This window comes from Vibrio sp. 1249-1, from assembly GCF_033340495.1.
The window spans coordinates 495,312-507,190 of the sequence record NZ_JAWOWJ010000001.1; the positions used below are offsets into that span (position 1 = coordinate 495,312).

Consider the following 11,879-nt stretch of genomic DNA (forward strand, 5'->3'; position numbering starts at 1 on the left):
ATTGAAGGTGATTCGAAGTGAAAATTTGATGCTTAAAAATCAGAAAGTTATCACTGATTTGCCTTGCGTATTCAGTTGGTTTATTGGCTCGTTTAGTTCACAAAGACGTACTCCCTAAATGGCTTAATCGGTTGAAGCCAAAGTGGGAAACCACTCGAAGCGTTTTGTATAGATTACAATATAGTTAATAAGAAGAACTTAATTGAGCCGCTTGCGCTATCGATTGGGCTAAAAATATAAGACTTATGCGCTCTGGCTTGCTGGCAACGATGAATCAAGAGTGAGCACTTTATGTTCGAACGGGTCATTTCATTTTTGGAAACAACACTGTTTACCTTTAACGAACAACCTATCACGTTGTGGGCGATATTGATGGTGCCGACATGGGTCATTGTCGCTTTATGGTTATCGAAAATTTTGATCAAAACCGTTACGTCAAGAATGTCTTCATCGGGGAAAGACCCAAACGTGATTCATTTGGTTAAACGGATATTATTTGTCATCGCTCTCGCCATTATTTTTATGACCACACTTTCGATGATAAATGTGCCAATTACCGCGTTTGCCTTTCTGTCTGGTGCCATCGCTATCGGCTTCGGTTTTGGTGCGCAAAACATCATTAACAACTTCATAAGTGGCTGGATTTTGATTGGTGAAAAGCCAATCCGAATTGGGGACTTTTTAGAGGTTGAGGGCGCCAAAGGCACTGTCGAGCAAATAAATACACGCTCAACGAGAATCAGACGAACCGATGGTGTTCATATGCTCATACCCAACAGTCAGTTGATTGAGAACGTGGTGATCAACTGGACGTTATGCGACAGATTAGTTCGTGGCTCTGTCGTCGTCGGTGTCGCGTATGGGAGCGATGTCAAACAGGTTGCTGCCTTAATGGCGGAAGTGACTTCGCAGCAAGCGCAAGTTCTGAGTTCGCCAGCGCCAGATGTGTTTTTTCAAGACTTTGGTGACAATGCTTTGATCTTCGAATCTTATTTTTGGATTAACTCAACGGTTGAGGGCGGTATTCGCTCGGTCGCAAGTGCCATGCGTTTTGAAATCTACGAAGCTTTCGAAAAGCACGGCATTGAAATCGCGTTTCCACAACGAGATGTGCACATTGATGGGCAAATCAAGTTGTCTAGGGAGAGAAACGGATAGGGCGATAAGCGGTATTGGTGTTCTTATCTTGGTGTCGAGCAACCAAAGCGAGGCGGTCACAACACGGATTCACCTCGTTAGAAACCAGTTTGAAGGCGTTATTGGTTGTCCCACATGACTTCGCATTCTTCTTTGATTGCTGATTTTAGCAACTCAATCAGTGGAAACGCTCTGCGTCCTAGGCTTACCGCGGGCTCTGCTTGTTCTTCCTCTTCGTCTACATCAGTATGGAGATTTTCTTCAGCTGCATTTTTCGCAGATAGAGCAGAAGTTAATCTTGATAACGCGTCAGGAACATCTTGAGCGGAAATTGATCCCGGCACCGTGCCGCTGTGACCCATCATTTTGAGCATATCTAATGCAATATCACCAAACATTGTGACGTTTGAGTGGCTTCGACAACGAAATGTTATGAGCATTTACCTGATCCTGTTTTATACGTTCGCTTTGAAACTAAATTGTAGCTGAAATCAGGCACTAATTAATGTGATGAAGACCGTTGAGCGTTAAGGTTTTTATGAGTAACAATAAAAAACGGGCACGTACGTCTGCATGCCCGTTGAAATACATTACCTGATTGGTTGTTGATGATTTACAAGCTATACGGATCGCCTAGAGCCAATGCGACCCTAGAAGCAGGAGACTTTCCTAACGCACGGCAAATTTGCCAACCCGCTTCATTGATGACGCTAAGGTCAACGCCTGTTTCAATCCCAAGTTGCTCACACAGATAAAGTACATCTTCCGTTGCAACATTACCACTGGCTCCTTTCGCGTAAGGGCAGCCGCCGAGCCCCGCTACTGCGCTATCAATGGTGTTGATGCCCATTAACAAGGCTTGATAGATATTGGCTAATGCTTGCCCATAAGTGTCATGAAAATGTACTGCGAGCGCGTCTTTTGGCAGTAGCGTTAACAACGAATCCAGCATGGCGATAACGCGATTAGGCGTTGCTTTACCGACAGTATCACCGAGCGAAATCTCATAACATCCCATATCAAACAACGTATTGGCGACCTTGGTAGTTTGCTCTGGCTTGATTACTCCCTCATATGGGCACACCATGGTACAAGACAAGTACCCGCGTACAGGAATGTTATGCTGGTTCGCCAATTCGATAACGGGCTCAAATCGAGCGAGACTTTCGGTAATGCTGCAGTTGATGTTCTTCTGGCTGAACGTTTCTGAAGCGGAGCCAAACACCGCAATTCGCTTTACACCGCTTTCCAGCGCACGTTCTAACCCTGCGAGATTTGGTGTGAGCGCGCTATAAACCACTTCAGGCTTTTTTGAGATACCAGCAAACACCTGATCGGAATCGGCCATTTGAGGCACCCACCTTGGAGAGACGAAAGATCCCGCCTCAATATGCTTTAAGCCACTGCTGCTTAGTTGGTTAATCAAACGGATTTTATCAACCAGCGTCACTGCCGTTTCATTTTGCAGACCATCACGAGCGCCGACTTCGACGATATTAACCTTCGCTGGTAGCATATTCGCGCTCCTTATCTTCACTGACGTTATCCGATATCAAAGACAAATTCAGCAGTATGGAACCGTGCTGTACTTGGTCCCCGTGCTGATAAAACAATTCGTCGACTGTTGCTGCGACCGGAGCCGTGATGGTGTATTCCATTTTCATTGCTTCGAGTACCAAAAGCGGATCGCCCGCCGCCACTTCGTCACCTTTAGCCACCATAACTGCTGAAATTATGCCGTTGAGTGGTGCGGTTGGACTGAGTTCATCATCTACATCTTTTGCAGAGTCAAAGTTAGGTTGATGAGCGAACGTGCGCTGCTGACCAAGATAAAATAGTGTTGTTCTTTGTTCATCGCTAAGTGCATTAAAGGTGTAACGCACATTATCAATATCGACGATAAACTGGTTGTCACTTTCAAGCAGGATAACCTGATGCAGCTCCTCACCACATCGGACAGTGAAGTGAGATCCTGTATCTTGCGATGATTGTTGCAAACGTGCCTGATGGTTGGCTTTGGCATCCGTGAAGTTAAATCGGTAAACGTTGTCAACTGACAGTCTAAAACCTCGTTTGGTTGGCGCGGGTAACGTTGAGCTGTCTGATTTTGAAATGAGATCATTCCAGCGAGCAACCGCCGCCAATGTAAGCCAGATTGAATCCGACACGTCTTGCTGCTCATTTATGCCTTGTTGATGTGTGACGAGGAAACCTGTATCGAGCTCAATCTCGGCAAAGGCTGGCTGCGAAACAATGCTGTGCAGGTAACCAATGTTTGTCGTTACGCCACGTACGTGATATTGAGTTAACGCCTGCTTAAGCTGCTTTAGCGCGATATCACGAGTTTGCCCCCAGACGATCAGTTTGCTGATCATTGGATCGTAATATTCGCTGATGCTATCGCCTTGGGTAACACCACTATCAACGCGTACGCACGCTAGGCGCACACTACTGTCTGATACGGGTTCTTTTAAGTAATCAATGCGGCCAGTCGACGGCATAAAGTCATTGTCTGTATCTTCTGCGTAAATTCGCAGCTCAATTGAATGACCGTTGTGGGTGATTTCAGATTGCGAAATAGGTAAATGCTCGCCAGCTGCGACTTTTAATTGCCACTCCACCAAATCAACACCGGTGATCAATTCAGTAACAGGGTGTTCAACTTGCAGACGGGTATTCATCTCCATGAAGTAAAACTCACCGCGGCTATCGAGCAAGAACTCCACCGTGCCAGCGCCAACATAGTCGATCGCTTGAGCGGCCTGAACCGCAGCTTCACCCATTTGTTTACGCAGTTCATCACTAAGACCGGGAGCTGGTGCTTCTTCGACTACTTTTTGGTGACGGCGTTGAATGGAGCAATCGCGATCAGAAAGATAGACACAGTTGCCATGTTGGTCAGCAAATACCTGAACTTCAACGTGGCGAGGCTGCAATATACATTTTTCGATTAGAAGCTGCTTATCGCCAAAGCTTGAAAGTGCTTCACGCTGCGCACCGTCGATGACCAGAGGCATTTCGGCTGCGCTATTGACCACTCGCATGCCTTTACCGCCGCCCCCTTGGGTTGCTTTAAGCATCACTGGGTAACCGATTTTTTCCGCTTCTGCTAATAAATGCTCTATGCTGTTGTCTGTGCCGTGATAGCCCGGAACCAATGGTACGTTCGCCTCTGACATGATGGCTTTGGCTTGCGACTTCGAACCCATTGCTTCAATTGCGCTGGTGGAAGGGCCAATAAAAACAATGCCATTTTCGCTGCACGCTTTCGCCAGTTTCGGGTTCTCGGAAAGAAAACCATACCCAGGGTGGATAGCATCGGCTTGCCATTTTTTCGCAGCGCCGATAATCGCATCGATATCGAGATACGATTCACTCGCCGGAGCGGGGCCAATGAATTCAGCGAAATCCGCTTGTTTAACATGTAAGCTGCTGCGATCCGCTTCGGAATAGACGGCAACCGTCTCTATAGCCATGCTTTTTGCGGTTTTAATGATTCGGCAGGCAATTTCACCGCGGTTTGCGATCAGTATTCTTTTAAACATGATTCCTCCAATTGGCGGCGCGCTTTTCAAAAAATGCACTCAGTCCTTCTTGTCCTTCTGCGGACACGCGGGCGGTTGCAATAGCTTGGCTGGTGTATTCAATTAATGAATGCTCGATAGGTTGATTGTCACAACGTAAGCAGAGCGTTTTTGCTGCCTGCATGGCTTGTGGACCGTTGTTAAGCAGGTGATCAATGGTGCGATTGACGGCTTCACGTGGTTGAGCGTCTATCTGATGAAGAATACTCATCGATAGTGCGGTTTCGGCATCAATCAGTTCCGCGGTTAAAAAGTAGCGTCGGCTTTGTCGTTGTCCAATCGCTCGGATTACGTAAGGTCCGATGGTGGCGGGTAACAAACCGAGCTTCACTTCACTCAAACAGAAGCGGCTTTCAGGTGTACCAATAGCGATATCGCAGCAGCAGATAAGCCCAAGTGCGCCGCCAAATGCAGCGCCATGCACCATAGCAATGGTTGGTTTGCTAAAGGTATCCAGCGTATGCAAAAGTTTTGCTAGTTGCTGTGCATCTTGCAGGTTTTCACTTTCGGTTTTGGCGGCCATTGACTGCATCCAGCCAAGATCTGCTCCCGCAGAAAAGTGTTTTCCCTGTGCAGTTAACACCAGTGCACGGAGAGAATCGTCCTTTTCGAGCTGTTCTAGTGTCTCAATTAGTGAGGCAATCAATGCGTCATTAAACGCGTTGTGTTTTTCTGGCCGATTCAGGCTCAACCAGGCAACGCCATTGCTGTCTTTTTCAAGCAGTAGTCCGGTCATGTGACTTCCTTTGTCTGACATTTCAGTCTGTATTTCAATGCTCGCTAACCATTACTTGTTAAACATCGGTATTCGCGAGGAGTTAAGGTTTGCCTTGCATCCGACTACATACGGAAGATGCCAAATTTGCTGTCTGGTATCGGCGCATTAAGCGCAGCAGACAGAGCAATGCCGACAACATCACGGGTTTTCGCAGGGTCAATAATGCCGTCGTCCCACAAACGAGCACTGGCGTAGTATGCATGGCTTTGAGTCTGATATTGCACCGCAATTGGACGTTTGAACGCTTCTTCTTCCTCCGCGCTCCAGCTTTCACCTTTGCGAGTTTTGATATCGCGGGTCACTTGCGCCATCACGCCAGCCGCTTGCTCTCCACCCATGACGGAGATGCGCGCGTTTGGCCACATCCACATCATGGTTGGATCATAAGCGCGGCCACACATGCCGTAGTTCCCAGCGCCATACGAGCCACCAATCACTACGGTAAACTTCGGCACGTCTGCACACGCAACAGCAGTTACCATTTTCGCACCATGTTTGGCGATGCCTTCGGCTTCGTACTTCTGACCGACCATAAAGCCCGTGATGTTCTGCAAGAAAAGCAGAGGAATTTTGCGTTGTGCGCACAGCTCAATAAAATGCGCGCCTTTTTGTGCTGATTCCGAAAATAGAATGCCGTTGTTAGCGACAATGCCAATCGGCATACCGTGAATATGGGCAAAGCCACAGACCAAGGTTTCGCCGAACAAGGCTTTAAATTCATCGAACTGGGAATCATCAACAATTCGGGCAATGACCTCTTTAACATCAAACGGCTTTTTGAGATCGGTTCCGACGATGCCGTACAGCTCTTGGGCAGGAAAACGTGGTTCCTGTGGTGCTTTTTGCTTGAGTTGAACGGGTTTCAAGTGGTTAATTTGAGAAACGGCTTGTCTTGCCAACTCTAACGCGTGGTGATCATTTTCTGCGTAATAGTCCGCCACACCAGAGGTGCGACAATGAACGTCTGCGCCACCAAGATCTTCCGCGCTGACTTCTTCACCTGTCGCTGCTTTTACAAGAGGTGGACCTGCCAAAAAAATCGTGCCTTGTTCTTTGACTATGATGGATACGTCGCACATGGCAGGAACATAAGCGCCGCCAGCGGTACATAGCCCCATGACCACCGCAATTTGTGGAATGCCTTTGGCCGACATACGGGCTTGGTTGTAGAAAATACGGCCAAAATGGTCTTTATCTGGGAATACCTCATCTTGGCGGGGTAGGTTAGCGCCGCCAGAATCGACTAAGTAAACACACGGCAGTTGGCATTTTTCTGCAATTTCTTGTGCTCTTAAGTGCTTTTTCACGGTGAGTGGGTAGTAACTGCCGCCTTTTACCGTCACGTCGTTCGCGACGATCATGCACTCAGTGCCGTCAATCACACCCACACCTGCAACCACTCCAGCACATGGAACGTAATCTGGATACACATCCCAGCCAGCAAATTGACCAATTTCTAGAAAGGACGAACCAGGGTCGAGTAGGGCAAGAATGCGCTCACGTACCGGAAGTTTGCCTTTCTTCTGCTGATGCTCACGTGCTTTCTCGCCGCCACCATCTTCGATTTGCGCAGTCACGGTATAGAGTTGATCCACGAGCGACGCCATAGAGCGGTAGTTTTCCTGATACTGCTCTGAATGGGTATTAATATTGGTCGTCAAACAAGCCATAAATAGCCGATCTCCATTCGGTAGACGGGTGACACCACCCGCCTTTATCTATGTTGAATAAGATTTAGGTTGAATAAGGAATTTATTTAGATTCAGAACGCCTAGGTATGTTGATTAGGCGCTTTCGTTAAACAATTCGCGACCAATAAGCATGCGGCGAATTTCTGAAGTGCCCGCACCGATTTCATACAGCTTGGCATCTCGCAACAAACGGCCCGTATCAAACTCGTTGATGTAGCCGTTACCGCCAAGTAGTTGAATCGCATCCAGTGCCATCTTGGTTGCCAGCTCTGCGCTGTAGAGGATCGCGCCAGCAGAATCTTTACGTGTGGTTTCACCACGATCACAAGCGGCAGCGACGGCGTAAACATACGCTTTAGCGGCATTCATTTGTGTGTACATATCCGCGATTTTTGCTTGAACTAGCTGGAATTCACCGATGGATTTACCGAACTGTTTACGGTCGTGAATGTAAGGCACAACGATATCCATACACGCCTGCATGATGCCAAGTGGGCCGCCTGCAAGCACCACACGTTCGTAGTCGAGGCCGCTCATCAATACTTTCACGCCTTGGTTTTCTTCGCCGAGAATATTTTCCGCAGGGACTTCGCAGTTTTGGAAGACCAGCTCACACGTATTCGAGCCGCGCATACCCAACTTGTCGAGTTTTTGTGCTTGAGTAAATCCAGGGAATCCGCGTTCCACAATAAATGCCGTGATGCCTTTGGAGTGCTGGCTTGGGTCGGTTTTTGCGTAGACAACATAGGTGTGTGCATCAGGGCCGTTGGTGATCCACATTTTGTTGCCGTTTAGCAGGAAAATATCGCCTTTACGTTCGGCTTTAAGCTGCATAGAGACCACATCAGAGCCGGCGCCGGGTTCACTCATAGCAAGGGCGCCGATATGTTCACCGGAGATGAGCTTAGGTAGGTATTTCTCTTTTTGCGCTTGTGTGCCGTTACGGTGGATTTGGTTGACGCAAAGGTTGGAGTGAGCGCCGTAACTTAACGCAACCGAAGCGGATGCTCGGCTGATTTCTTCCATAGCGATAACGTGGGCGAGATAGCCCATGCCAGCACCACCAAACTCTTCGCTGGTGGTCACACCTAAAAGACCCATGTCACCTAATTTGGACCAAAGATGGTTTGGAAAGTCGTTAGTTTGGTCGATAGATTGCGCTAGCGGCGCAATTTCTCTTGCAGCAAAACTATTGATTTGCTCGCGAAGCAAATCGGTATTTTCGTCATAAACAAAGTTCAGGGAAGAGTAGGTAGATTTCATTGCGTGTCCTTGCCTTTACGTCACCTACATCCCAGAGTTGAGGTGTTAGGTGACTTTTTCGCCTTTCATGGATCTCAGTGTGTTTTGGCATCGCAACTGCGCAGCATTTAACTCCATCATTACCGCTTGAATGTCGTTTGCTTGCTGTTGCAATGCTGCCTTCTTCTCTTCGATCAACCGAATCATATAGTTCAACTGCTCAGTACTTTGATCGGTATCGTAGAGTTCAAATAACTCTTTGATATCTGCAAGAGAAAAGCCCAATCGCTTACCTCGCAAAATCAGTTTTAGTCGAATTCGATCACGACCATTGTAGATTCGAGTGTTGCCTTTACGTTCTGGAGTTAGGAGACCTAAATCTTCGTAGAAGCGAATGCTTCGAGTAGTAATGTCGAACTCTTTCGCGAGCTCGCTGATCTTAAATGTGTTCATTCCTTAACCTTACGACTTTCGTATAACATTTACATGAATATACAATTCGTTAACGTTAAAGTAAACAAACAACATCCACTCTTGAGCCTTGATATCACTCGCATTTACTCGAAATCAAAGAATCACTCGAACAAACAATAACCTCAAACTTGACGTTAACGTAAATGTTAGTATAGTTATGACGTAAACGTCAACAAAAGGTTAATGGAATGAAAAATGAAACATGGATTGTTGCCGCTAAGCGAACGCCTATCGGCTCTTTTCAAGGTGAATTAGCTTCAACAGATGTCACGGAACTCGGTGCGAAAGCCATTCAAGGGGCGCTAGCCGAAAGCCAACTCGATGTGCACAAAATAGACGAAGTGCTGATGGGGTGCGTTTTACCCGCCGGTGTGGGGCAAGCGCCTGCAAGACAAGCAAGCCTTAAAGCTGAAATGCCACAATCGATTGGTTGTACGACACTGAACAAAGTTTGTGGATCGGGTATGAAAACCGTGATGCTGGCATATGACCTTATTCAATCTGGTAATGCGCATGCTGTCATCGCTGGTGGCATGGAAAACATGTCGTCTTCTCCTTATCTATTAAAGAAAGCGCGTGATGGTTTCCGTTTAGGTCACGAGCAAGTGCTTGATCACATGTTTTATGATGGGTTGCAGGATGCCTACCAAGGCGAGCTGATGGGTGTCTTTGCAGAACAGACGGCGCAAAAGTATCAGTTCAGCCGTGAAAGTATGGATACCTGGGCGCAACAGTCGGTGACTCGTGCGCAGCAAGCAATCGAACAAGGTTTGTTCAAAGAAGAGATCGTGCCTGTTAACGTAAAAAGTCGGCGCGGCGAAACCTTGGTTGTAGATGATGAGCAACCGAGCAAACTCGACGTCACTAAAATTCCTACCTTACGCCCTGCGTTTGCCAAAGATGGCGGCGTAACCGCAGCAAACTCTAGTTCCATTTCGGATGGTGCGTCGGCAATGATCTTAGTCGATAGTGAGTTTGGTCGTCAGGAAAACCTTCAGCCTCTAGCCAAAATTGTCGCGTACAGCACGCATGCAAGACAGCCTGATGAGTTCACCATCGCACCAGTCTTCGCGATTGAATCGCTGCTGGAAAAAACGGGCTGGGACAAATCGGACGTGGACCTTTGGGAAATCAATGAAGCTTTTGCTGTCGTGACTCAATACGCGGTAAAAGCACTCGAACTGGACGAGAGCAAAGTGAACCCTCGCGGAGGGGCTTGTGCGCTGGGGCATCCAATAGGCGCAAGTGGCAATCGAATCCTTGTCACTTTGATTCATGCGCTAAAACAAACTGGTGGTAAGCGTGGCGTTGCATCGCTTTGTATTGGCGGCGGCGAAGCTACCGCTATCGCGATTGAAATCTGCTAAATCACTCTCAACAAAGTTTCACTTACATAACAGTAGTCAGTAACAAGCTGAAAAATACAAGGATGTCATCATGACAGAACAAGTAAAGCAGTATATCGGTGGTGAATTTGCCATCTCCGATTCAAAACAATGGCTAGATGTAACCAACCCGGCAACCAACGAAGTGATTGCACAAGTACCTTGTGCCACGGAATCGGAAATGAATGCGGCGATTGCCAGCGCAACAGAAACGTTCAAACGCTGGAAAGAAGTTGCAGCGCCGGAGCGTGCTAGATTGATGCTGCGTTACCAACATTTGCTAAAAGAGCAACACGATGAGTTGGCGATACTGCTTTCAAGTGAGACAGGCAAAACCCTCGCGGATGCAAAGGGTGACATTTGGCGTGGGATTGAAGTCGTAGAACAAGCGGCGAACATTTGTAGCTCAATGATGGGCGAAACGGTGGAAAACGTCGCGACCAATATTGATGGTTACTCTTACATTCAACCGCTCGGTGTTTGTGCTGGCATCACACCCTTTAACTTCCCTGCGATGATCCCATTGTGGATGTTCCCGATGGCGATCGCTTGTGGCAACACCTTTATTCTAAAACCTTCGGAACAAGTTCCGCTGACTGCAATGAAATTGGCAGAGCTATTTGAACAAGCTGGTGCACCAAAAGGCGTATTGCAAGTTGTTCACGGGACCAAAGAGCAAGTCGACCGCATTCTGACTGATCCAGTTGTTCGTGCGATCTCTTTTGTTGGCTCTGTGCCCGTTGGTGAGTACATCTACAAAACAGGTACAGACAACCTGAAACGCGTGCAGTCATTTGCAGGTGCTAAGAACCACATGGTCATCATGCCGGATGCAAACAAACAGCAAGTCATCAATAACCTAGTTGGCGCGTCAGTTGGTGCTGCAGGCCAACGCTGTATGGCGATTTCGGTTGCCGTATTTGTCGGCGAAACCAAAGAATGGATTCCAGAGCTTAAAGAGGCGTTAGCTCAGGTTCAGCCTGGCGCGTGGGATGATGAAACCGCTGGTTATGGTCCACTGATTAGCCCTCAAGCGAAGCAGCGAGTGGTGAATCTGATTAATGAAGGCAAAGCGTCAGGCGCGAATTGTGTTCTGGACGGGACAGACTGCCAAGTACCTGGCTTCCCGAACGGTAACTGGGTGGGGCCAACACTGTTTACTAACGTGACCACAGACATGTCGATTTATCAGGAAGAAATTTTCGGGCCTGTACTGTTAACTATGGAAGTGGATGACCTAGATGAAGCGATTGAACTGATCAATGCAAACCGCTTTGGTAATGGTACGTCTATTTTCACGGCGAACGGCGCTGCCGCGAGAAAGTATCAACACAATATCGAAGTAGGTAACGTAGGCATCAACGTGCCGATTCCAGTGCCATTGCCATTTTTCTCATTTACTGGGTGGAAAGGCAGCTTCTACGGCGACCTGCATGCTTACGGTAAACAAGCGGTTCGCTTCTACACCGAGACGAAAACTGTCACCGCGCGTTGGTTTGAAGATGACATTCCAAGCGGTCCAAACATGACCATTCAACTTAGCTAATTACTGGATTAGCGACACCTCTAGCCAAGCGCCACCGTTTAA

General features: G+C 47.6%; 10 protein-coding genes. 3 read left to right on the forward strand and 7 right to left on the reverse strand.

Translation table 11 applies throughout. From position 1 onward, the window contains the following. Positions 1-291 precede the first annotated feature (291 nt). The gene (locus R7Z50_RS02215; RefSeq protein ID WP_005373258.1) at positions 292-1,158 is read left to right on the forward strand and encodes a mechanosensitive ion channel family protein; all 867 of its coding nucleotides are present in this window, start codon (positions 292-294) and stop codon (positions 1,156-1,158) included. 98 nt (positions 1,159-1,256) lie between these two features. Here R7Z50_RS02215 and R7Z50_RS02220 read toward each other — a convergent pair whose 3' ends face one another. The 7 genes from R7Z50_RS02220 to R7Z50_RS02250 form a co-directional block, all read right to left on the reverse strand. Next, positions 1,257-1,577: a DUF1840 domain-containing protein gene (locus R7Z50_RS02220; RefSeq protein ID WP_025767896.1), complete on the reverse strand. Its 321-nt coding sequence runs from the start codon at positions 1,575-1,577 to the stop codon at positions 1,257-1,259. 173 nt (positions 1,578-1,750) lie between these two features. Next, positions 1,751-2,653 carry a hydroxymethylglutaryl-CoA lyase gene (locus R7Z50_RS02225; protein WP_213895754.1) on the reverse strand — a complete coding sequence of 301 codons (903 nt, stop codon included), beginning with the start codon at positions 2,651-2,653 and terminating at the stop codon, positions 1,751-1,753. After that, positions 2,634-4,682, reverse strand: a complete 2,049-nt coding sequence (locus tag R7Z50_RS02230) for an acetyl/propionyl/methylcrotonyl-CoA carboxylase subunit alpha (RefSeq protein WP_318148834.1) — start codon at positions 4,680-4,682, stop codon at positions 2,634-2,636. The genes R7Z50_RS02225 and R7Z50_RS02230 overlap by 20 nt, the downstream gene beginning before the upstream one ends. Then, positions 4,675-5,457, reverse strand: a complete 783-nt coding sequence (locus R7Z50_RS02235; RefSeq protein ID WP_318148835.1) for an enoyl-CoA hydratase-related protein — start codon at positions 5,455-5,457, stop codon at positions 4,675-4,677. The genes R7Z50_RS02230 and R7Z50_RS02235 overlap by 8 nt, the downstream gene beginning before the upstream one ends. Positions 5,458-5,561: 104 nt before the next feature. Further along, the gene (locus R7Z50_RS02240; RefSeq protein WP_104980574.1) at positions 5,562-7,169 is read right to left on the reverse strand and encodes a carboxyl transferase domain-containing protein; all 1,608 of its coding nucleotides are present in this window, start codon (positions 7,167-7,169) and stop codon (positions 5,562-5,564) included. Between the two features lie 114 nt (positions 7,170-7,283). Further along, positions 7,284-8,453: an isovaleryl-CoA dehydrogenase gene (locus R7Z50_RS02245; RefSeq protein ID WP_005373245.1), complete on the reverse strand. Its 1,170-nt coding sequence runs from the start codon at positions 8,451-8,453 to the stop codon at positions 7,284-7,286. Positions 8,454-8,498: 45 nt separating this feature from the next. Further along, complete coding sequence (locus R7Z50_RS02250) at positions 8,499-8,885, reverse strand: MerR family transcriptional regulator (protein ID WP_005373242.1); 387 nt, start codon at positions 8,883-8,885, stop codon at positions 8,499-8,501. Positions 8,886-9,094: 209 nt separating this feature from the next. On the opposite strand from R7Z50_RS02250, the gene R7Z50_RS02255 reads away from it, so the two are divergent. Both R7Z50_RS02255 and R7Z50_RS02260 read left to right on the forward strand, forming a co-directional pair. Further along, a complete protein-coding gene (locus tag R7Z50_RS02255; protein WP_213905101.1) occupies positions 9,095-10,273 on the forward strand; it encodes a thiolase family protein in 1,179 nt (392 codons plus the stop codon). Between the two features lie 70 nt (positions 10,274-10,343). Then, positions 10,344-11,837, forward strand: coding sequence for a CoA-acylating methylmalonate-semialdehyde dehydrogenase (locus tag R7Z50_RS02260; protein WP_005382664.1), 1,494 nt, complete (start codon positions 10,344-10,346; stop codon positions 11,835-11,837). Positions 11,838-11,879 lie beyond the last annotated feature (42 nt).

Coding starts and splice junctions, on each gene's coding strand:
- R7Z50_RS02255 (WP_213905101.1), top strand. CDS start 9,095: ATGAAAAATGAAACATGGATTGTTGCCGCTAAGCGAACGCCTATCGGC.
- R7Z50_RS02260 (WP_005382664.1), top strand. CDS start 10,344: ATGACAGAACAAGTAAAGCAGTATATCGGTGGTGAATTTGCCATCTCC.
- R7Z50_RS02235 (WP_318148835.1), bottom strand. CDS start 5,457: ATGACCGGACTACTGCTTGAAAAAGACAGCAATGGCGTTGCCTGGTTG.
- R7Z50_RS02230 (WP_318148834.1), bottom strand. CDS start 4,682: ATGTTTAAAAGAATACTGATCGCAAACCGCGGTGAAATTGCCTGCCGA.
- R7Z50_RS02245 (WP_005373245.1), bottom strand. CDS start 8,453: ATGAAATCTACCTACTCTTCCCTGAACTTTGTTTATGACGAAAATACC.
- R7Z50_RS02220 (WP_025767896.1), bottom strand. CDS start 1,577: ATGCTCATAACATTTCGTTGTCGAAGCCACTCAAACGTCACAATGTTT.
- R7Z50_RS02215 (WP_005373258.1), top strand. CDS start 292: ATGTTCGAACGGGTCATTTCATTTTTGGAAACAACACTGTTTACCTTT.
- R7Z50_RS02225 (WP_213895754.1), bottom strand. CDS start 2,653: ATGCTACCAGCGAAGGTTAATATCGTCGAAGTCGGCGCTCGTGATGGT.
- R7Z50_RS02250 (WP_005373242.1), bottom strand. CDS start 8,885: ATGAACACATTTAAGATCAGCGAGCTCGCGAAAGAGTTCGACATTACT.
- R7Z50_RS02240 (WP_104980574.1), bottom strand. CDS start 7,169: ATGGCTTGTTTGACGACCAATATTAATACCCATTCAGAGCAGTATCAG.